This is a genomic window from Nocardioides antri (genome assembly GCF_008373765.1).
GTDB lineage: Bacteria > Actinomycetota > Actinomycetes > Propionibacteriales > Nocardioidaceae > Nocardioides > Nocardioides antri.
Window position 1 is genome coordinate 85,886 of the sequence record NZ_VUJW01000003.1, and the last position, 19,307, is coordinate 105,192.

At 71.5% G+C, this 19,307-nt stretch carries 21 protein-coding genes, 2 tRNA genes and 1 pseudogene; 6 read left to right on the plus strand and 18 right to left on the minus strand.

Features of this window, described 5'->3' with window-relative positions; translation table 11 throughout:
* Positions 1-2: 2 nt before the first annotated feature.
* The 15 genes and pseudogenes from F0U47_RS06570 to F0U47_RS06640 form a co-directional block, all read right to left on the minus strand.
* Positions 3-527, minus strand: a complete 525-nt coding sequence (locus F0U47_RS06570; protein ID WP_149749538.1) for a 2'-5' RNA ligase family protein — start codon at positions 525-527, stop codon at positions 3-5.
* Positions 528-538: 11 nt separating this feature from the next.
* On the minus strand, positions 539-1,816 hold the full coding sequence (clpX, locus tag F0U47_RS06575) for an ATP-dependent Clp protease ATP-binding subunit ClpX (RefSeq protein WP_149749539.1): 1,278 nt from the start codon (positions 1,814-1,816) through the stop codon (positions 539-541).
* A gap of 102 nt (positions 1,817-1,918) precedes the next feature.
* Entirely contained in the window at positions 1,919-2,527 is a 609-nt protein-coding gene (locus F0U47_RS06580) for an ATP-dependent Clp protease proteolytic subunit (RefSeq protein WP_149749540.1), read from the minus strand.
* A 4-nt stretch (positions 2,528-2,531) separates the two neighbouring features.
* Positions 2,532-3,137: an ATP-dependent Clp protease proteolytic subunit gene (locus F0U47_RS06585; protein WP_149750499.1), complete on the minus strand. Its 606-nt coding sequence runs from the start codon at positions 3,135-3,137 to the stop codon at positions 2,532-2,534.
* A gap of 114 nt (positions 3,138-3,251) precedes the next feature.
* Positions 3,252-3,719 (minus strand): SRPBCC family protein, encoded by a 468-nt coding sequence (locus F0U47_RS06590; RefSeq protein WP_149749541.1) that lies wholly within the window; start codon positions 3,717-3,719, stop codon positions 3,252-3,254.
* Between the two features lie 53 nt (positions 3,720-3,772).
* Positions 3,773-4,963, minus strand: coding sequence for a lipase family alpha/beta hydrolase (locus F0U47_RS06595; RefSeq protein WP_149749542.1), 1,191 nt, complete (start codon positions 4,961-4,963; stop codon positions 3,773-3,775).
* A 59-nt stretch (positions 4,964-5,022) separates the two neighbouring features.
* Positions 5,023-6,408, minus strand: a complete 1,386-nt coding sequence (tig, locus tag F0U47_RS06600) for a trigger factor (protein WP_149749543.1) — start codon at positions 6,406-6,408, stop codon at positions 5,023-5,025.
* 36 nt (positions 6,409-6,444) lie between these two features.
* A tRNA-Pro gene (locus tag F0U47_RS06605) sits at positions 6,445-6,517 on the minus strand.
* 69 nt (positions 6,518-6,586) lie between these two features.
* Positions 6,587-6,660, minus strand: a tRNA-Gly gene (locus tag F0U47_RS06610).
* Between the two features lie 104 nt (positions 6,661-6,764).
* The gene (locus F0U47_RS06615) at positions 6,765-7,856 is read right to left on the minus strand and encodes a PP2C family protein-serine/threonine phosphatase (RefSeq protein ID WP_149749544.1); all 1,092 of its coding nucleotides are present in this window, start codon (positions 7,854-7,856) and stop codon (positions 6,765-6,767) included.
* Complete coding sequence (locus F0U47_RS06620) at positions 7,811-8,653, minus strand: Fpg/Nei family DNA glycosylase (RefSeq protein WP_149749545.1); 843 nt, start codon at positions 8,651-8,653, stop codon at positions 7,811-7,813. The genes F0U47_RS06615 and F0U47_RS06620 overlap by 46 nt, the downstream gene beginning before the upstream one ends.
* Entirely contained in the window at positions 8,646-9,167 is a 522-nt protein-coding gene (locus tag F0U47_RS06625; RefSeq protein ID WP_149749546.1) for a ribose-5-phosphate isomerase, read from the minus strand. Before F0U47_RS06625 ends, F0U47_RS06620 begins: the two co-directional genes overlap by 8 nt.
* 57 nt (positions 9,168-9,224) lie before the next feature.
* Positions 9,225-10,616 (minus strand): NAD(P)H-quinone dehydrogenase, encoded by a 1,392-nt coding sequence (locus F0U47_RS06630; protein ID WP_149749547.1) that lies wholly within the window; start codon positions 10,614-10,616, stop codon positions 9,225-9,227.
* Positions 10,617-10,659: 43 nt separating this feature from the next.
* Positions 10,660-11,361 carry a hypothetical protein gene (locus tag F0U47_RS06635; protein WP_149749548.1) on the minus strand — a complete coding sequence of 234 codons (702 nt, stop codon included), beginning with the start codon at positions 11,359-11,361 and terminating at the stop codon, positions 10,660-10,662.
* Positions 11,362-11,421: 60 nt separating this feature from the next.
* Positions 11,422-11,595 (minus strand): annotated as a pseudogene (locus F0U47_RS06640) (response regulator transcription factor); the annotation flags it as partial.
* On the opposite strand from F0U47_RS06640, the gene F0U47_RS21035 reads away from it, so the two are divergent.
* Entirely contained in the window at positions 11,519-11,743 is a 225-nt protein-coding gene (locus tag F0U47_RS21035; RefSeq protein WP_188111300.1) for a hypothetical protein, read from the plus strand. The pseudogene F0U47_RS06640 and the gene F0U47_RS21035 sit on opposite strands and share 77 nt — an antisense overlap.
* Here the strand turns inward: F0U47_RS21035 and lpdA are convergent.
* Positions 11,733-13,127 carry a dihydrolipoyl dehydrogenase gene (lpdA, locus tag F0U47_RS06645; protein WP_149749549.1) on the minus strand — a complete coding sequence of 465 codons (1,395 nt, stop codon included), beginning with the start codon at positions 13,125-13,127 and terminating at the stop codon, positions 11,733-11,735. The genes F0U47_RS21035 and lpdA overlap by 11 nt on opposite strands.
* 25 nt (positions 13,128-13,152) lie before the next feature.
* Between lpdA and F0U47_RS06650 the strand changes: the two genes are divergently transcribed.
* Genes F0U47_RS06650 through F0U47_RS06660 form a run of 3 tightly spaced genes read left to right on the plus strand, consistent with a single transcriptional unit; the run spans position 13,153 to position 15,927 of the window.
* Complete coding sequence (locus tag F0U47_RS06650; RefSeq protein ID WP_149749550.1) at positions 13,153-13,605, plus strand: gamma-glutamylcyclotransferase; 453 nt, start codon at positions 13,153-13,155, stop codon at positions 13,603-13,605.
* A 54-nt stretch (positions 13,606-13,659) separates the two neighbouring features.
* Positions 13,660-15,108 carry a YncE family protein gene (locus F0U47_RS06655; RefSeq protein ID WP_149749551.1) on the plus strand — a complete coding sequence of 483 codons (1,449 nt, stop codon included), beginning with the start codon at positions 13,660-13,662 and terminating at the stop codon, positions 15,106-15,108.
* 18 nt (positions 15,109-15,126) lie between these two features.
* Positions 15,127-15,927 carry a purine-nucleoside phosphorylase gene (locus F0U47_RS06660; RefSeq protein WP_149749552.1) on the plus strand — a complete coding sequence of 267 codons (801 nt, stop codon included), beginning with the start codon at positions 15,127-15,129 and terminating at the stop codon, positions 15,925-15,927.
* On the opposite strand, the gene F0U47_RS06665 is transcribed toward F0U47_RS06660, so the two are convergent.
* Complete coding sequence (locus tag F0U47_RS06665; RefSeq protein ID WP_223162684.1) at positions 15,902-16,864, minus strand: helix-turn-helix transcriptional regulator; 963 nt, start codon at positions 16,862-16,864, stop codon at positions 15,902-15,904. The genes F0U47_RS06660 and F0U47_RS06665 overlap by 26 nt on opposite strands.
* Positions 16,865-16,926: 62 nt before the next feature.
* On the opposite strand from F0U47_RS06665, the gene F0U47_RS06670 reads away from it, so the two are divergent.
* A complete protein-coding gene (locus tag F0U47_RS06670) occupies positions 16,927-17,955 on the plus strand; it encodes an ABC transporter ATP-binding protein (RefSeq protein WP_246159495.1) in 1,029 nt (342 codons plus the stop codon).
* The gene (locus F0U47_RS06675) at positions 17,952-18,776 is read left to right on the plus strand and encodes an ABC transporter permease (protein WP_149749553.1); all 825 of its coding nucleotides are present in this window, start codon (positions 17,952-17,954) and stop codon (positions 18,774-18,776) included. Before F0U47_RS06670 ends, F0U47_RS06675 begins: the two co-directional genes overlap by 4 nt.
* Positions 18,777-18,853: 77 nt before the next feature.
* Here F0U47_RS06675 and F0U47_RS06680 read toward each other — a convergent pair whose 3' ends face one another.
* Positions 18,854-19,282 carry an SRPBCC family protein gene (locus tag F0U47_RS06680; RefSeq protein WP_246159496.1) on the minus strand — a complete coding sequence of 143 codons (429 nt, stop codon included), beginning with the start codon at positions 19,280-19,282 and terminating at the stop codon, positions 18,854-18,856.
* Between the last annotated feature and the right edge of the window lie 25 nt (positions 19,283-19,307).

Below are 19,307 nucleotides of genomic sequence, written 5' to 3' on the forward strand. Positions count from 1 at the left end.
GCTCAGGGGACGCCCGGCAGCAGCCACCGACGGCCGGTGGCGCTGTCGACAAGAGCGGCGCGGTCGGCGTACACCTCTAGGGGGAGTACGTCGGTGATCGCTGTCGCGGTGAGCGCGAGCTGCTCGGCAGTCGCCCTGGTCGCGACCGAGACGTGCGGGAGCCAGTGGCCCGGACGGTAGTGCCGGTGCAGGTCCGCACCGGTCCTCTCGAGCGCTGCGACCACCCGCTCCTGGCGCGCCAGGACGGCGGCGTCGACCGCCGGCGCCAGCGCCACCCGGCCGCGGGGGAACAGGACGGCTCCCTGGCAGGAGGCGGTCACCGGGCCGCCGTCGGCCAGCGCCGCCAGGGCGTCCTGCACGCGCTCCAGGTCCCACTCGCGCAGCACGGCGTAGGACAGGTGGGGCAGGTGCCGCCCGTGGGTGTGGCTCGCGAGCGTCCCGACGCCCATGTCCTCGAGGCGGGTCCAGAGCTGCCGAACCAGCCGGTCGGTACGGGTGTCGAAGAGGAGGCAGACCGCGAGTGCCACGGCCTCGCGGCTCAGGCCGACTTCTTCTTCGTCTTCTCGCGGAGGACGAGGGTCGGCGGGACGTCGTTGTCGACGGTCTCGCGGGTGACGATGACCTTCTCGACGTCGCCGCGGGAGGGGACGTCGTACATCACGTGGAGGAGGACCTCCTCGATGATGGCGCGGAGCCCACGGGCTCCGGTGCCGCGCTCCATCGCCTTCTCGGCGATGCCGTCGATCGCGTCGCTGGTGAACTCCAGGTCGACGCCGTCGAGCTCGAAGAGCTTGCGGTACTGCTTGACCAGCGCGTTGCGGGGCTCGGTGAGGATCTGGACCAGCGCCTCGCGGTCGAGCTTGGTCACGCTGGCGATCAGCGGGAGCCGGCCGATGAACTCGGGGATGAGGCCGAACTTGGTGAGGTCCTCGGGCCGCACGAGGGACAACAGGTCGTCGGCGTCCCGCTCCACCTTGCCGCGCACGTCGGCGGTGAACCCGAGGGTCTTCTTGCCGACCCGCTGCTCGATGATGTGCTCGAGCCCGGCGAACGCCCCGCCCACGACGAACAGGATGTTCGTGGTGTCGATCTGGATGAACTCCTGGTGCGGGTGCTTGCGGCCGCCCTGCGGCGGCACCGAGGCGGTCGTGCCCTCGATGATCTTGAGCAGGGCCTGCTGGACGCCCTCGCCTGAGACGTCACGCGTGATCGAGGGGTTCTCCGCCTTGCGGGCGACCTTGTCGATCTCGTCGATGTAGATGATCCCGGTCTCGGCCTTCTTGACGTCGTAGTCGGCGGCCTGGATCAGCTTGAGAAGGATGTTCTCGACGTCCTCACCGACGTAGCCCGCCTCGGTGAGGGCCGTGGCGTCGGCGATCGCGAACGGGACGTTGAGCATCCGGGCCAGCGTCTGCGCGAGGTAGGTCTTGCCGCAGCCGGTCGGCCCGATGACCAGGATGTTGGACTTCGCGACCTCGACCAGCTCGTCCTTGCTGTGCTTGCCCGAGACGGGCTGGACGCCGGCCTGCACCCGCTTGTAGTGGTTGTAGACCGCGACGGCGAGCGACTTCTTCGCCTGCTCCTGCCCGATCACGTAGGAGTTGAGGAAGTCGAAGATCTCCTTCGGCTTCGGCAGCTCGTCGAGGCCGACCTCGGTGCCTTCGTTGAGCTCTTCCTCGATGATCTCGTTGCAGAGGTCGATGCACTCGTCGCAGATGTAGACGCCGGGTCCCGCGATCAGCTTCTTGACCTGCTTCTGGCTCTTCCCGCAGAAAGAGCACTTGAGCAGGTCGCCTCCGTCACCGATGCGTGCCACGGGCGGTACTCCTCACAGTCATACGAACCTCCCCGACGGTACCCCGTGGCGCCCCCTCGCTGCGAGGGGACACGTGGGGCGGGACGGGGTTGGTCACGGGGGTCAGGTGAGCGCGGGCGTGCCCTTGAGCGATTCGAGCACCGAGTCGATGAGACCGTACTCGATCGCCTGCTGCGCGGTGAGGATCTTGTCGCGCTCGATGTCGCGGCTCACCTCCTCGACGGTCTTCTCGCTGTGGTCGCTGATCATCTTCTCGAGCAGCTCGCGCATGCGCAGGATCTCGTTGGCCTGGATCTCGATGTCGGAGGTCTGGCCGAAGGTGCCCTCGGTGTAGGGCTGGTGGATGAGGATCCGGCTGTTGGGCAGCGCGAGCCGCTTGCCGCGGGTGCCGGCGGCGAGCAGGATCGCGGCCGCCGACGCCGCCTGGCCGATGCACACCGTCTGCACGTCCGGCTTGATGAACTGGATCGTGTCGTAGATGGCGGTGAGCGCCGTGAAGGAGCCGCCGGGGCTGTTGATGTAGATGCTGACGTCCTGGTCGGGGTTCATCGACTGGAGGCACAGCAGCTGGGCGATGACCGCGTTGGCGACGTCGTCGGAGATCGGCGTGCCGAGGTAGATGATCCGGTCCTCGAACAGCTTCGCGTAGGGGTCGATCCGCCGGAAGCCGTAGGACGTCCGCTCTTCCCACTGCGGGATGTAGTAGTTCATCTGCTCAGTCCTTCTGTCGGGCCGGGCGGCCCTGGTCGGCGGCCTCACGGGCGCTGGCGATCACGTTGTCGACGAGGCCGTAGTCCTTCGCCTCGCTGGCCGTGAACCAGCGGTCGCGGTCGGCGTCCGTGGTCACCTGCTCGACGCTCTGGCCGGTGTGCTGCGAGATGAGCTCGAGCAGCACCTTCTTGATGTGCAGCGACTGCTGCGCCTGGATCTTGATGTCCGACGCCGACCCGCCCATGCCGGACGACGGCTGGTGCATCATGATCCGCGCGTGCGGGAGCGCGTAGCGCTTGCCCTTGGTGCCGGCGCACAGGAGGAACTGGCCCATCGACGCCGCCAGGCCCATCCCGACCGTCGCGACGTCGTTGGGGATGTAGTTCATCGTGTCGTAGATCGCCATGCCCGCGTCCACCGAGCCACCCGGGCTGTTGATGTGGAGGAAGATGTCCGCCTCGGGGTCCTCCGCCGACAGCAGCAGCAGCTGGGCGCAGATCGCGTTGGCGTTCTGGTCGCGGACCTCGGAGCCGAGGAACACGATCCGCTCCTTGAGCAGCCGGCTGTAGATGTTGTCGTCGAGCAGGTTGAGCCCGGGCGAACCGTTCATCGCAGGGCCGCTGGGAATCTGAGTCACGTGGCGACACTAGCCGCCCCACGACGCCGAACCACGCGATCTCGACCCCTGTTCGCCGACAGCGGAAGCGCAGGACGACCCGGCGCGTCAGGCCTCCGCGGCCGCCTTCAGCCCGGCCACCGTGCGGGCCATCCCCTGCTCCAGCTCGTCGGCGTGCTCGACGCTCCCGCCCAGGAACACGGGCGCGAACGCCCGGCTGAGGAGCGTCATCTTCGGCACCGGTCGCCGGTGGACCACCCGGGTGCCTCCCTCGTCCGGCTCGAGCTCCCAGATCCACTGGGCACCGCTGGACCTGGTGTCCCACACCAGTCGGCGCCCGTGCTCGACGGCCGCGACGACCGAGCGCGTCGGCCAGACGACGGCCTTGCGCCGGTTGATGCCGAGGTACCACTGGCCCGCCCGCAGCCCACCGGGCTTCATGGGCACCATCCGCACCATCTCCGGGCTCCACTGCGCCATCCGGGAGAAGTCGGTCAGGAGCTCCCAGACCCGCTCCGGCGTCGCCGCCACCTTCGCCTCCGCGCGCAGCTCGCGGTCCGCACCTGCCTCAGTCATGCCCCGATGGTGGCAGACCTCACGGCGTCCCGCTCGGTCGATCCTGGATGGACCTAGGCGAGCCACCGCAGCAGGGCCGCGAGCACCTCGGGGTGGTTGAGGACGCCGAAGTGGTCCGTGCGCCCGACGTGGAGGGTCTCGGCGTCGGGGAACATCTCGCTCCCCCGCCGGTCGCGGCCCACGGCCGAGCGCGGCCGCACCAGGTAGTCACCCACGACCGACCCCACGGGGTGGCGCGCTGACTGCGTGATCGTGGCCGCGACCAGCCGGTAGCGCGCCTCCTTGAGCGGCGGCAGCTCGTCGACGTACCCGTCGACCAGGTCGCGGACCCCCTCGGAGCGCTTGTCGAGGATCCGGCCGAAGGCCGAGGTCTCCGGCAGCAGGGCCAGCAGCCGGCTGCCGTGGCCGATCCCCCAGGCGATCGGCGCGCCGCGGTGGGGGGAGCAGAGCGTGACCACGTCGGTGACGCGGTCGGCCCACCCCCCGTCGGCCTGCCCCTCGAGCGCCAGCACGTTGAGGCCGGCCCGCATGATCAGCCCGCCCATGGAGTGACCCACCAGGGCGATCCGCTCGACCTCGACCGGCCACGACGCGACCACGTCGCGCAGCAGCGCCGCCAGCGCGACGCCGTTCTCGCGGATCGGCAGCCCGGTGTTGGTGCGGAGGTAGACGGGAGTCCAGCCGCGGGTGGCCAGCGCCTCGCCGTACGTCGTGCCGGTGCGGTCGCGGTGGAAGCGCCAGTAGGACTCGTTCTCGCAGAGGCCGTGGAGGAACACGACCACCTTCCCGGTGGCGGCGGGGAACGCCGCAGCGAGGTCGGCAGGAGCGGCGTGGACGTCGCGGCCGCCGACCCGCACCGCCATCGGGATCGCGAGCTGCGGGCGGTCGCGGAGGAGCTCGTCGCCGATCAGGCCGTTGACGGCCGACGACACGAAGCGGCCGCGGGCACCGCCCTCGAGCCGGGGTCCCACGCCGGTCGCGGCCAGCCTGTCCAGCCCGGCACTGCTCTTGCGCAGCGCGAGCCCGAGCCCGCCGTAGACCGCTGATGCGACGCCGCGGTGGAGCGACTCGACCGGCGCCGCGGCCGACCCGAGGCCGAGCCCGAGCACGGCGTGCACCCGGCGGGAGATCGCCTCGTGGGTGTCGCGCGCGGAGCCGACCACCAGCTCGTCGGTGACGGCGGCGAGGAGCGAGAGCGCGTCGACGACGGTGGGGCCGGGTGCCGGCGAGGGCGCGGTGTCCATGAGCCGCACCCTAGCGCCCCAGTGCACAGTCGTGCACTGAGGCGCTCCCGGCGAGTCGCTCAGTCCTCGGACGGCTCGGCGTCGGCCGTCTCGGCGGCCTCGGCGTCGGCCTCCGGCTCGCCGATCGTGCCGTCGGGGCGCAGGTTCTTCAGCTCCACGACGTTGCCGGAGCCGTCCTTCACGACGGCCCCTTCGACCAGTTGCGCGAGCGCCTTGCCCCGCCGGATCTCCTGGACCATGTCGGGCACGTGGTTGTGCTCGAGCATGTGGTTGACGAACTCCTGCGGGTCCTGGCCGGACTGCTGCGCGCGGCGCACCATGTGCTGGGTCAGCTCGCCCTGGTCGACGCCGATCTCGCCCTTGTCGGCGATCTCGTCGAGCAGGAACTGGGCAGCGACCGAGTCGCGCACCCGGCGCTCGAGGTCGGCCTCGAACTCCTCCTGGGTCTGGCCCTCGTCCTCGAGGTACTTCTCCAGGGTCATGCCGGCGTAGACGAGCTGCTGCTCCACGCCCTGGCGGCGGGCGTTCAGCTCCTCGGTCACGATGGACTCGGGCAGCGGGATCTCGACCTTCTCGAGGAGGGCCTCGAGCACGGCGTCGCGGGCAGCGGCAGCCTGCTCGAGCCGCTTGCCGCGGATGAGCCGCTCGCGGACGTCGGCCTCGAGCTCGGCGAACGTGTCGAACTCCGACGCCATCTGGGCGAAGTCGTCGTCGAGGTCGGGGAGCTCCTGCTCCTGGACCTGGCTGACCGACACGGCCACCTCGACGTCCTCGCCGACGAGGTCCCCGTTGACGAGCTGCGAGGTGAAGACCTTCTCCTCGCCGGCGGACAGGCCGACCAGGGCCTCGTCGAGGCCGTCGATCATGCCGCCGCGGCCGACCTGGTAGGAGAAGCCGGTGATCTCGGCGCCCTCGACGGGCTCGCCGTCCTTGGTCGCCTTGAGGTCGAGGACGACGAAGTCGCCGTCCTGCGCCGGTCGCTCGACGTCGATGAGCGTGCCGAACCGGGCCCGCAGCGCGTCGACCTGCTCCTTGACGTCCTCGTCGGTGACCTCGACGTCGTCGACCGAGGCCTCGAGGCCGTCGGTGTCGGGCAGCGCGATCTCGGGCTTGACGTCGACCTCGGCGGTGAACTCGAGGGGGCCGTCGTCGTCGTACTTGACGACCTCGACCTCGGGCTGCGCCAGCGGCGTCAGGTCGTTGGCCTGCAGCGCCTCGACGTACTTGGTGCCGAGGATGTCGTTGAGGGCCTCTTCCCGGGCGGCGCCGGGGAACTGGCGCTCGATGATCTGCGGCGGCACCTTCCCCTTGCGGAAGCCGGGGATGTTGATCTGCTGTGCGATCTTCTGGTACGCCGCGTCGAGGCTCGGCTTGAGCTCCTCGAAGGGCACCTCGACGGTCAGCTTGGCCCGGGTCGGGCTCAAGGTCTCGACGGCGCTCTTCACAGGCTTGTTCTCCTTCAATGGAATATGGGTGGTGCGTCGGGGCGACAGGACTCGAACCTGCGATCTCCTGCTCCCAAAGCAGGCGCGCTAGCCACTACGCTACGCCCCGCCAAGAGGCACCCGAACAGGCGCCGGACGCCGCGGTGAAGCGGGCCCGACGAGCCCGACGGAGGCTCCTTGGAGCGGATGACGGGAATCGAACCCGCGTAGCCAGTTTGGAAGACTGGGGCTCTACCATTGAGCTACATCCGCGCACGTGCAAACGCGGGTTCATGGTGCCACACGGCGGTCCTCCCGCCCCAACCGAGCGGGGTCGCGAGACGCTCACTGCGCAGCTCCGCGGCCGGCGGCACGCGTCAGCGGCGGTGGACCAGCAGCAGGGCGCGGTCGTCGTCGCGGGAGCCGACCTTGGCGGCGAGCCGTTCCGCGAGCCCATCGAAGGACCGCCGGAACAGCTGCTCGGCGACGCCCAGCATCTCGTCGATGCCGAGCTCGATGTCGCGGCGGGGCTCCTCCACCATGCCGTCGGTGTAGAGCAGCAGCGCGTCGCCCGAGCTCAGCCGGCCACGCGCCGGCTCGTAGGCGACGCCTTCGATCAGGCCCAGCACCGGCCCCTCGGTGCGGACCACGTGCCAGCGCCCGGAGCCGGCGCTGCGGTGGACGGGCGGCGGGTGTCCGGCGGTGCGCAGCTCGTACTCCCCGGTCACCAGGTCGAGCGACAGGTGGACGGCGGTGGCGAACCCCTCCTCCCAGTCGCGCTGCAGGAGGTACTCGTTGGCGGCCGGCAGGAAGAGGTGGGGCGGCAGCGTCCCGATCAGACCCCCCATCGCCCCGGAGAGCTGGAGGGCCCGCGTGCCCGCGGCCTCGCCCTTGCCGGAGACGTCCACGACGGCGACCTCGAACCGACGCCCCTCGGCGCGGGTGGTCGCGACCACGAAGTCGCCGGCGAACGGCGAGCCGCCGGCCGACGAGAGCGCGGACTCCACCAGCCAGGTGTCCGGCAGCTTCGGGATCGTGCCCTGCGCGAGGATCCGGTCGCGGAGGTCGACGAGCATCGTCTCGCCCCGCCGCACGCCGATCCCGAGCGAGCTCCGCCGGATGTTGATGACCAGGGAGATGACGCACAGCAGGACCAGGATGACCATGGCTGCGACGAGTCGCGGGGTGTCGACCGGCTGCAGCAGCATCACGACGAACAGCAGCACGATGAGGAAGCCCAGCAGCCAGGTGAGCAGCCGCGGCCCGAGCAGGAACGCGCCCAGGACGAGCGGCACGCTCAGCGCGGTGAACGGGACCTCCATCGGGTACATCCCGACGCCGATGACGACGGCCACGGAGACCAGGGCGAGCGCGAGGGCGATCCAGATCTCGGTGCTGAACGAGCGGAACCGGGCGCGCGGGCTCATCGCGCCGCCCGCGAGCGGAAGACCGGCTGGCACCGGCTGCACCAGAAGAGGTTGCGCCCCCCGAGGACGGCCGTGCGAACCGGCCGGACGCAGACGTGGCACGGCTGGCCGGTACGGCGGTAGACGTAGACCTCTCCCCCGTGGTCGTCGACCCGCGGGGGCCGCCCCATCGCCTCGGGGAGGTGCTCCGGGCGGACGGTGTCGATCGTCCCGGTGCGCACCCCGTCGGCCATCAGCTCGACCAGGTCGTCCCACATGGCCTGCCACTGGCCGACGCGCAGCGTGCGCCCGGGGCGCAGCGGGTGGATCCTGTGCCGGAACAGCAGCTCGGCGCGGTAGACGTTGCCAACGCCGGCGACGACGGACTGGTCCATCAGGAGGGTCCCGATCGGCGCGGAGCTGCGGCTGATCCGGGCCCAGGCGCGGCCGGGGTCGGCGTCGGGCCGGAGCGGGTCCGGGCCGGACCGGGCGACGACGGCGTCGCGCTCGGCCGAGGTCTCCAGGGCGCAGGTCGTCGCGCCCCTCAGGTCGGCGTACGCCTTGCCGTCGGCGCGCACCAGCCGCATCCGCACCTCGCCCACCGGAGGCGGGACCTCGTCGACGAGGTCGTGGACGTCGAACGTGCCGTAGAGGCCGAGGTGGACGTGGACGAACCGCTCGTCGCCGAAGTCGATGTAGAGGTGCTTGCCCCAGGCCTCGGCGCCGCGCAAGGGGGCGCCGTCGACCTGGGCGGCGGACTCGGCGAAGCGCCCCTGCGGGCTCCCGACGCGCACCACCTGGCCGCCGAAGACCTCGGTGACCGCCCGGGCGAGCCGGTGGAGCGTGTGCCCCTCAGGCATCGGCGGCCGGCCCGGCAGGGGCCGACTGGGCGGATGCTGGGAGCGGGGGGAGCTCGCCGGTGGTCTCGTAGGACGACATCTGGCCGATCCGGCGTACGTGCCGCTCGTCGCCGGGGAACGGCGTGGAGAGGAAGACCTCCACCAGCCGGGTCATCTCGTCGACCGTGTGCATCCGGCCGCCGACGGCCACCACCCAGGCGTCGTTGTGCTCGCGCGCGAGGGACGCGGTCTCCTCGGACCAGGCGAGCGCGGCGCGGATGCCCTTCACCTTGTTGGCCGCCATCTGCTCGCCGTTGCCGGAGCCGCCGATGACGACGCCGAGGCTGTCGAGCCCGGAGGCCCGGTCGGCCACGACGCCCTCGGCCGCGCGGAGGCAGAACACCGGGTAGTCGTCGAGCGCGTCGTAGACGAAGGGGCCGTGGTCGACCGGCTCGTAGCCGTGGTCGGTGAGCCAGCCGATCAGGTGGCTCTTCAGCTCGAGACCGGCGTGGTCGCAACCGAGATGCACGCGCATGGCGGCCATCCTCTCACCGGTCGGGTCCGGCGCGCACCGGGCCGTGCACAGGGCGGCTCAGACGTGATGCAGGCGACGCGCGGCCTCGGCGACGGAGCCGCTCATCGACGGGTAGACGGTGAACGCCTGGGCGAGCTGGTCTGCCGTGATCGACTCCGCCACGGCCAGCGACACCGGGTGGATCAGCTCGCTGGCACGGGGGCCCACCACGACACCGCCGACGACGATGCCGGTGCCCGGACGGCAGAAGAGCTTGACGAAGCCGTCCTGCACGCCCTGCATCTTGGCGCGTGCGTTGCCGCTCAGCGGCAGCATCACGGTCTCCGCCTGGATCTCGCCCTCGTCGATCGCGCGCTGCGACCAGCCGACGGTGGCGATCTCGGGCGCGGTGAAGACGTTCGACGAGACCTGCTTGAGGTCGAGGGGGGCGACGGCGTCGCCGAGGAAGTGCCACATCGCGATCCGACCCTGCATCGCGGCGACCGACGCCAGCATGAGGACGCCGGTGCAGTCGCCGGCGGCGTACACACCGCGGGCCGACGTGCGCGAGACCCGGTCGACCTTGATGAAGCCGCCGTCGTCGGTGATGACCCCGGCACTGTCGAGGCCGATGTCGGTCGTGTTGGGGATCGACCCCAGCGCCAGGATGCAGTGCGACCCCTGGACCTCGCGCCCGTCGGACAGGGTGACGGTGACCACGTCGCCGGACCGGGTCACCGACTCCATCCGCGACCGGGAGAGCACGTTCATGCCCCGCCGCTTCAGCACGTCCTCGAGCACCTGCGCGGCGTCGGCGTCCTCGCCGGGGAGCACCCGGTCGCGGGAGGAGACGAGGGTGACCGGGATGCCGAGCGCGAGGTAGGCGCTGGCGAACTCCGCGCCGGTCACGCCGGACCCCACCACGATCATCTCGGTCGGCACCTCGGTGAGGTCGTAGACCTGCTCCCAGGTGAGGATCCGCTCGCCGTCCGGCATCGCGCTCGCCAGCGTGCGGGGGGCTGCGCCGGTCGCGACCAGCACGGAGTCGGCGGTGAAGGTCTCGTCCCCGCCGTCGGCGAGCTCGACCACCACCCTGCCCGGCCCGTCGAGACGGCCGCGGCCCCGGAGCACGCGCACACCTTCGCGCTCGAGGCGCCGGGCGATGTCGCCCGACTGGTCCGCCGCCAACCGCTTGACCCGGGCGTTGACCTTGGCCAGGTCGACCTCCAGGACGGTGGCCAGGTCGCCCTGGTGGTCCCGCGACTCGATGCCGAGCTCCGCGGCACCGGCCATCTCGGTCATCAGCTCGGCGGTCGCGATCAGGGTCTTGCTGGGCACGCAGTCGGTGAGGACGGCCGAGCCGCCCAGCCCGTCGGCGTCGACGACGGTCACCTCGGCACCCAGCTGCGCTGCGACCAGCGCCGACTCGTACCCGCCCGGACCGCCGCCGATGATCACCACGCGTGCCATGGCGGCCATTGTTGCAGCCGCCCCGTCCGTGGCGCGGGGGCCGTCAGCGCCGGGGGTACGACGCGAGCGCCTCCTCGACGACCTCGCTCGGCGTCGTCCCGCGGGCGGCTGCGACGGCGAGCACGCGGTCGCGTACGGCGGCGTCGACGTCCAGCGTCACCTGGCCGGCACCGCTAGCGGTCGCTGCCACCCGCGCGGGCCGGCGGCCGAAGACGGCCAGCGCGATCAGCACCAGCGTGCCGAGCACGTCGAGGATCGCGAGGACCCCGAGGAGCCGGAAGTAGCCGTCGCCGTCCGGCGCGCTCTCGTTGAGGATCGGGCCCACGATCATCGCCGCCACCAGGACGGCCGCGGCGAGGGTGGGCACCAGCAGCCAGTCCAGGTCCCGGCGCGCGGCGACGGTGAGGAGGAGGGACACCTGGGCGAGGGTCGCCGCGATCGTGCCGCTGGCGCTCCAGAGCGTGAAGGTGTCGGCAGTGCCCCAGATGAGCTCGAGGGACGAGCCGAAGGCGACCAGAGCAACGGCCGCGCCGAGGAGACCGACCCAGGCGTGAGAACGCCCGGCGAGGCCGAGGTGGCAGAGCAGCGCCACCGACGTGACCCCGACGGCGACGGTGGTGGCGAGCACCCGCCACTGGGTCTCGCCGAACCCACCAGCGCCGAGGAGGACGGCGATGCCCATCAGGGCGGCGAGCGTGAACGAGCCGATGACGAGGGTGACGACGACACGACGGAGATCCTTCATGCCCCGAGCGTCGCGCGTGGGCGGCTCCGGCGCCTGAGCACCGGTACTCAGGTCGTCCCGTCAGCCTGGACGGACGACCCCGTTCTCGTAGGCGAACACGACCGCTTGGGTGCGGTCGCGGAGCCCGAGCTTCGCGAGGATCCGCGCCACGTGTGTCTTGACCGTCGCTTCCGCCACCACCAGGTGCGCCGCGATCTCCGAGTTCGACAGCGCCCTCGCCACCAAGCCGGCAACCGTCCTGATCGTGGGTGCGCTGATCGCCTTCACACCGCTGGCCGGGTCCTACGTGCTGCTGTTCGGGGCAGCCGCTCTCCTGGCGGTGCGGGCGTCGAGGACGCCTGCCGGCGTGCCGCAGCCGGTCCGCTCCGAGCTCAGAGGTTGATCATGTGGCCGGCGATCCCCTCGACGGCCTCCTTCATCGCCTCCGACAGGGTGGGGTGCGCGAAGATGTTGCGCGCCACCTCGTCGGCGGTGAGGTCCCACTGCTGGGCGAGCGTCAGCGCGGGCAGCAGCTCGGTGACCTCGGGGCCGATCATGTGGGCGCCGATGATCTCGTTGTAGGTCGCGTCGGCCACGATCTTCACGAAGCCCACGCCCTCGGCCATGCCGCGGGCCTTGCCGTTGGCCGAGAACGGGAACGAGGCCGTCTTGACGTCGTACCCCTTCTCCTTGGCCTGCGCCTCGGAGTAGCCGAACGACGCGATCTGCGGCTGGCAGAACGTCGCGCGCGGGATCATGTCGAAGTTGATCTCGACGGTCTCCTCGCCGGCGATCGTCTCGGCGGCGACGACGCCCATCGCCTCGGCGGTGTGGGCGAGCATCAGCTTGCCGGTGCAGTCGCCGATGGCGTAGACGCCCTCGACGTTGGTCCGGCCGCGGGCGTCGACCGCGATCGCGCCGCGGTCGGTCAGCTCGATGCCGGCCGCATCGAGACCGTAGCCCTCGACGCGGGGGGCGAAGCCGAAGGCCGCGAGGAACTTGTCGGCCTCGAGCACGTGCTCCTCGCCGCCGCCGGCGGGGGCGACGGTGACCTTCACGCCCGAGCCGGTGTCCTCGACGCCCTTGACCGCGGTCGAGGTCAGCACGTTGACGCCGAGCTTCTTGTACTGCCGAGCGAGCTCCTTGGAGACGTCGGCGTCCTCGGTCGGCACCATCCGGTCGAGGAACTCGACGATGGTCACGTCGACGCCGAAGTTCTTCAGCACGTAGGCGAACTCGACGCCGATCGCGCCGGAGCCGCCGATGACGATCGACGAGGGCAGCTGGTCGGTGAGGATCTGCTCCTCGTAGGTGACGACGTTCTCCGACAGCGTCACGCCCGGCACCAGGCGGACGGTCGCGCCGGTGGCCACGATCAGGTTGTCGAAGGTGTGGGACGACGTCTCGCCGTTCCTGGTGACGTCGATCGACTTCGCGCCGGTCAGCGTGCCCCACCCGTCGATCTCGGTGATCTTGTTCTTCTTCATCAGGTAGTGGACGCCCTTGGCGCTGGCGTCGGCCACCTTGCGGCTGCGCTGGTGGGTCGCACCGAAGTCCATCGTCGCGTCACCCGAGATGCCGAACGTGGCCTTCTCGTGGGTGATGATGTGGGCGATCTCCGCGTTGCGCAGCAGCGCCTTCGACGGGATGCAGCCGACGTTGAGGCAGACGCCACCCCAGTACTTCTCCTCCACCACGGCGACGGACTTGCCGAGCTGGGCTGCGCGGATGGCGGCGACGTAGCCACCAGGGCCGGCGCCGAGAACGAGGACATCGAAGTGGGTCACGGGGGGAGCCTACTAACCTGACCCCGTGCCGACTTACGCCGCCTACGGGACCAACCTGGACCCGGCCCGGATGGGCGAGCGCTGCCCCCACTCCCCGCTCCAGACGACGGGCTGGCTCACCGGCTGGCGGCTCACCTTCGGCGGCGAGGAGCACGGCTGGGACGGCGCGCTCGCGACGATCGTCCAGGATCCGCTCGAGCAGGTCTTCGTGGCGCTCTACGACCTCAGCCCGCAGGACGAGCCGCTGCTCGACCAGTGGGAGTCGGCGGACTCCGGCCTCTACCGGAAGACGAAGGTCCGGGTCGCCACCCTGACCGGCTCGATCGTCGCGTGGACCTACGTCCTCGACGCCTACGAGGGCGGGCTGCCGTCGGCGTCGTACCTCGGCGTGCTCGCCGACGCCGCCGAGGCGGCCGACGCGCCGGTGGACTACGTCACCGCCCTGCGCCGCCGGCCCTGCCGCTCGACCGGCCTCTAGGTCAACCGACCTGGACCCCGTGACCCCCGCGACGCGCGGATCGTTGGGAAGGTCATGCCTCTGCTGTCCCGCCTGACCGCTGCGGCCATCGCCGTCGCCGCGGCCACCGCCGCGTTCGCCGTACCCGCCCCTGGCGCGCCCCTCGCGACGCCCGTCGCCGCGACACCGAAGGCGGAGCTTGCCCCCACCCCGGCCACCGCCGTGACGACGACCGGCCTCCGCGACGTGATGTGGGTCGGCAACAACTGGGACGGCACCGCCAGCATCGTCGACGCCCGCACGTTCCGGGTGCTGAAGCGGGGCGTCAACCTGATCCCGGACAAGGCGCAGGAGGTGAGGGACATCCAGAGCGACCCGGTCGCGCTGGCGCTGTTCCTCGCGATCCGGATGGGGCCCGGCGAGGGGCACGACCAGTACGTCGACGACATGTTCACGACGCTCAACGGCCGCTACCTCGCCGTCTCCCGCCCCAGCTTCGCCGACGTCATCTGGATCAACATCCGCCGTGCGACGCTCGGCCTGCGGGGCGCAATCGTCCGCGAGCAGCAGATGGACGGCTTCCGCACTGACCACATGGGCCTCTCCCCCGACGGCAGGCGGCTGCTCGTGTCGGACTCGACCGCGCGCCAGGTCATCGAGTACGCGATGGTCGACCAGGAGCTGCCCGACGGCACCGCCGTCAGGATGGGCGACCGGCTCCGGACCTTCCCGTCCGGCGAGACGCCGCACGAGAGCAACTACACCCGGGACGGGAAGCGGATCTTCCACGCCTCGATCGGCCGGGTCTACACGCCCGGTGACGGCACCGCTGCCCTGGACGCGCTCTTCGACCCGCTCACCGACCCGGTCAAGGGCGACCGGTGGTTCCAGGTCGTGCGCAGCGAGGACTTCAAGATCCTCCGGCGCTGGGACATCGGGCACGAGCTCGAGGAGGCCGGCTTCCCCAACATGAGCAGCGCGGTGCGCCCGATGGCGATCGCGCCGGGCGGTCGCTACCTCTACTTCCAGGTGTCCTTCTTCCACGGCTACGTCAAGTTCGACACCCGGGCGCCCGACCTCAACGGCACCACCGACTACACGCTGGAGGGCGTGCCCGAGCCGCCCGTCGGCCGGGTGCTCGGCATCGTGAACCTGCAGAACCGCGTGCCCACGATGCCGCGCGACCTCTACGTGAACGACTCCGCCCACCACGGGCTGTCGATCAACCGCCTCGGGACCAAGCTCTGCGTCGCCGGCACCATGGACGACTACGCCGCACTGGTCAACGTCGCCACCGGGCGGGCGAGGTACTACGACGAGGAGACGACCGGCCACCCCTACGGCAAGCCGTACTGGACCACCGAGGGTCTCCGCGACACCTGCTGGATCTCCCTCAGCGAGGACGACGCCCTGGCGGTGCTCGACACGCGCACCGGCGAGGAGCTCGCGTACAAGAAGGTCGGCAACCACCCCCAGCGCGTGCGGCACGGCTACGTCCGGGAGTCGCTGATCGCCGACTGGTGACGGGTTAAAGTCCCGTCCGTGACCGAGCCCTCGCCGTACGACCTGGCCCAGCAGGCCGCCACCCGCCTCGCCGAGCTGACCGGCGTCGACCGCCACGACGTCGCCCTCGTCCTCGGCTCGGGCTGGCTGCCCGCGGCCGAGATGCTCGGCGAGACGACGGCCGAGGTCGACGTGACCGACCTGCCAGGCTTCAGCGCCGCAGCCGTCGTCGGACACTCGGGGAAGGTCCGCTCGGTCCGGGCCGGCGACCAGCGCCTGCTGGTCTTCCTCAGCCGGACGCACTACTACGAGGGCAGGGGCGTGGCGGCGGTCGTCCACGGCGTGCGTACGGCGGCCGCGGCCGGCTGCCGCGCCATCGTGCTCACGAACGGCTGCGGTGGCCTCAAGGAGACGTGGACGCCCGGCACGCCGGTCCTGATCAGCGACCACATCAACCTCACGGGCGCATCACCGCTGTACGGCGCGAACTTCGTCGACCTCACCGACCTCTACTCCGCCCGGCTGCGCGCGGTGTGCCGGGAGATCGACCCGACGCTGGACGAGGGCGTCTACGTCCAGTTCCCCGGCCCGCACTACGAGACCCCGGCCGAGATCGGCATGGTCCGCGCGATCGGTGGCCACCTGGCCGGCATGAGCACGACCCTCGAGGCGATCGCGGCGCGCGAGGCCGGGATGGAGATCCTCGGCATCAGCCTGGTCACCAACCTCGCCGCCGGGATGAGCGGCGCACCGCTCGACCACGCCGAGGTGCTCGAGGCCGGCCGCGCGGCCGCCACCCGGATGGGCGACCTGCTCACCCGGGTCGTGCCGCGGATCTGACGAACCGCTCGCCGAGTCGCCCGAGCAGCGCGGACAGCTCGTCGGGCGCCTCCACGGTGAACGCGCAGTCGAGGCCGGCCAGGATCATCACCGGCCAGTCGAGGGTGTCGGTGTTGAGGATCATCCGGCACTCGCCGTCGGAGACAGTCTCGACCGACCCCCAGCGTCCCATCATCCTCCCGACCTCGGCGGCGGGCGCAGCGAGCCGGACGCGCACCTGGTAGCGCTGCGGCTGGGACCGCAGCCCGGATCGGACGAACGCGAGCGCGTCGCCGCCGGGCAGGTCCCGCGGCCGGAACCGCTGACCGGTCGCCTGCGGGGCGCCCGAGACGCGGTCGATCCGGAACGTCCGCCAGTCCTGGCGGTCGCGGTCGTAGGCGACGAGGTACCACCGCCGGCCGAGGTTGACCAGCCGGTACGGCTCGACCCGGCGGCCGCTGGCGGTGCCGTCGGCGGCGGTGTAGTCGAAGGTCACCACCTCGTCGTCGCGACAGGTCTGGGCGAGGGTCGTCAGCGTCGCAGCGTCGATCACGGGTCCTCCCGACCAGGGGAGGCCGTCGGTCTGCGACGCGAGCGCGTCCATCCGGCGACGCAGTCGCGGCGGCATCAACGCGATCACCTTGGTCAGCGCCTGGACCGACGTCTCCTCGATCCCGCCCACGTGACCACCGGCCGCGGACCTCAGCCCCACCGCGATCGCCACCGCCTCCTCGTCCTCGAGCAGCAGTGGCGGCAGGTTCGACCCGGCCCGCAGCTGGTAGCCGCCGGCCGCGCCCCGGACCGCGTCGACGTCGTACCCCAGGTCGCGGAGGCGGTCGACGTCACGCCGCAGCGTCCGCGGGCTCACCTCGAGGCGCTCGGCCAGCTCGCCGCCGGACCAGAACCGGTGGGTCTGGAGCAGCGACAACAGCCGCAGCATCCGCGCGCTCGTGCTCATGTCGCCACCCTGATTTCCAATGCGGTCAGAACCTGACCGCATTGGATCCTAGCGTGGTCGTCATGACCCACCACCACACGAATCAGGACCCGAGGAGGCCGGTGATCCGCACCGTCGGGCTCACCCGCCACTTCACCCGCAACAAGCAGACGATCGAGGCCGTCCGCGGCCTGGACCTGGAGATCGCGCCCGGCGAGCTGGTCGCGTTCCTCGGCCCCAACGGAGCAGGTAAGTCCACCACCCTGCGGATGCTCACGACGCTGATCGCGCCGACGGCGGGCACCGCCGAGGTGGCGGGGTACGACGTCACCCGCGACCGGGCGGCGGTCCGCCGCTCGATCGGGTACGTCGGGCAGGGCAACGCCGCCGGCCACCAGTACCGCGGCCGTGACGAGCTGATGAGCCAGGCCCGCGCCCACGGCCTGTCCCGGCGCGACGCCCGGGCACGGACCGAGGAGCTGCTCGAGGCGTTCGACCTCACCGAGCACGCCGACCGCCCGGTCTCACGCCTGTCGGGCGGTCAGCGGCGGCGGCTCGACGTCGCGATCGGCCTGGTCCAGGAGCCGGCGATCCTGTTCCTCGACGAGCCGTCGACCGGGCTCGACCCGCAGAACCGGGTGAACCTCCAGGAGCAGGTGCGCCGGCTCAACGCCGAGCTCGGCACCACGATCGTGATCACGACCCACTACCTCGAGGAGGCGGACGCGCTCGCGGGGCGCGTGATCGTGATCGACCACGGGCGGATGATCGCCGACGACACGGCGGGCGCCCTGAAGTCGGCGCTCGGCGACCTGGTCTCGATGGAGCTCGCGACGACCGAGCACGCCCAGGCTGCGGCGATCCGCGCCGACCGGATCCCCGGCGCGCAGGTGACGGTGGCCGGCACCTCCGTCGAGGTCCGCGCGCCCTTCGGCCGGAGCGCAGCCCCGGCGCTCGTCGCCGACCTCGCCGCGGCCGGCACGCCGGTCACCGGGCTGGAGGTCGTCGGGCCGACGCTCGACGACGTCTTCCTCAACCTGACCGGGCGCAGCCTGCGCGAGTCCGACCACACCGCCGAGCAGACCGACCAGCACGAAGGAGAGGCAGCATGACCATCGAGATCACCGAGCGCCGCGGGTCGGCCGCCGGCGCAGCAGCGGTTCGTCGTACCTCCGTCCACGCCGCGCCGGTCGGCATCGTGACCGACATCGGCAACGTCTTCGTCCGCGAGCTGATGCCGGTGCTCCGCAACCCCGCGTCCGTCCTCTTCGCGATGGTCCAGCCGCTGGTGTTCCTGGCCCTCTTCGCGCCGCTGCTCCCCGAGACCACCACCGGCTCGGCGCTGCAGTGGTTCGTGCCCGGGATCGTCTCGATGACGGCTCTGATGAGCGCGTCGTTCACGGGCGCGAACCTCAGCGAGGAGATCATCAGCGGCTCCTTCGAGCGGCTCCTCGTGTCGCCGGTACGCCGCTCGGCACTGCTGGTCGGCAAGTCGCTGCGCGAGATGGTGCCGCTCGTCCTGCAGACGCTGGTGATCGTGCTCGCCGTGGCGCCGTTCGCGTTCGACGTGCACGTCGTCGGCATCGTCTCCGGCATCGCGGTGCTGGTGCCGTTCAGCGTCGGACTCGGCGCCCTCAGCCTCGCGCTGGCGGTGGTCGCGAAGGACCAGGCGTGGGTGTTCTGGACCGTGCAGCAGACGGCGATCTTCCCGCTGCTCCTGCTCGCGGGTGTCCTGCTCCCCGTCGACGGCGCACCGGCCTGGCTGCAGACCGCCGCCGACCTCAACCCGCTGCGCTACATCGTCGACGCCGAGCGCGTGCTCTTCGCCGGCGACTACCCGGCCGACACGATCGCCGCGGGTCTCGCCGGGTCGCTCGTCGTGGGCGTGCTCGGCCTGTGGGTGGGCGTCAAGGCGATGCGCGGCGCCCGCTGAACCACTCGATCGCCGTCCGGTCCGGCTCTGCCGGGCCGGGCGGCGTCGCCGTCCGGCTCCCGGACAAGGCCCGGGAGCTACTGGAACCGTGCCTGCAGACCGCGCTCACACCCGCGCATCATCCGGTGGTGGTTCCAGCTCAGCAGCGGGCGCGCGAGCCGCGACGCGACCGCCAGCGCCCCGGTCACGACGACCTCCTGCGCGAAGTCGGTCCGGGTGCCGCCGGCGGCCGGCGACAGCGTCCAGCGCACCCAGCCGTCGAGGTCACCGCGGACGGCGACCTCCAGCACCGGCGCCTCCCGCGAGACGGCGTCGAGGACGAGGTCGAGGGTGTAGGGCAGCGTGGAGCGACACAGCACCCGAGCGGTGTCCGGGCCCAGCTTGACGACCGCACGCACCTGCGGCCACCACTCCGGGTAGTGCTCCAGGTCGACGACCGTGGCGGCGACCTCTGCCATCGGCGCCGCGGTCACCCACGACGCGGAGAAGGTGTACGACGCCGGCACCCGCCCATGATGCACCGCGGCCCGG

What these genes read in the sequence shown, in the direction of transcription:
- F0U47_RS06675 (WP_149749553.1), top strand. Translation starts at nt 17,952, where the DNA reads ATGACCATCGAGATCACCGAGCGCCGCGGGTCGGCCGCCGGCGCAGCA.
- F0U47_RS06635 (WP_149749548.1), bottom strand. Translation starts at nt 11,361, where the DNA reads ATGAAGGATCTCCGTCGTGTCGTCGTCACCCTCGTCATCGGCTCGTTC.
- F0U47_RS06620 (WP_149749545.1), bottom strand. Translation starts at nt 8,653, where the DNA reads ATGCCTGAGGGGCACACGCTCCACCGGCTCGCCCGGGCGGTCACCGAG.
- F0U47_RS06590 (WP_149749541.1), bottom strand. Translation starts at nt 3,719, where the DNA reads ATGACTGAGGCAGGTGCGGACCGCGAGCTGCGCGCGGAGGCGAAGGTG.
- F0U47_RS06585 (WP_149750499.1), bottom strand. Translation starts at nt 3,137, where the DNA reads ATGAACGGTTCGCCCGGGCTCAACCTGCTCGACGACAACATCTACAGC.
- F0U47_RS06665 (WP_223162684.1), bottom strand. Translation starts at nt 16,864, where the DNA reads ATGAGCACGAGCGCGCGGATGCTGCGGCTGTTGTCGCTGCTCCAGACC.
- F0U47_RS06630 (WP_149749547.1), bottom strand. Translation starts at nt 10,616, where the DNA reads ATGGCACGCGTGGTGATCATCGGCGGCGGTCCGGGCGGGTACGAGTCG.
- F0U47_RS06580 (WP_149749540.1), bottom strand. Translation starts at nt 2,527, where the DNA reads ATGAACTACTACATCCCGCAGTGGGAAGAGCGGACGTCCTACGGCTTC.
- F0U47_RS06625 (WP_149749546.1), bottom strand. Translation starts at nt 9,167, where the DNA reads ATGCGCGTGCATCTCGGTTGCGACCACGCCGGTCTCGAGCTGAAGAGC.
- F0U47_RS06595 (WP_149749542.1), bottom strand. Translation starts at nt 4,963, where the DNA reads ATGGACACCGCGCCCTCGCCGGCACCCGGCCCCACCGTCGTCGACGCG.
- F0U47_RS06670 (WP_246159495.1), top strand. Translation starts at nt 16,927, where the DNA reads ATGACCCACCACCACACGAATCAGGACCCGAGGAGGCCGGTGATCCGC.
- F0U47_RS06655 (WP_149749551.1), top strand. Translation starts at nt 13,660, where the DNA reads ATGCCTCTGCTGTCCCGCCTGACCGCTGCGGCCATCGCCGTCGCCGCG.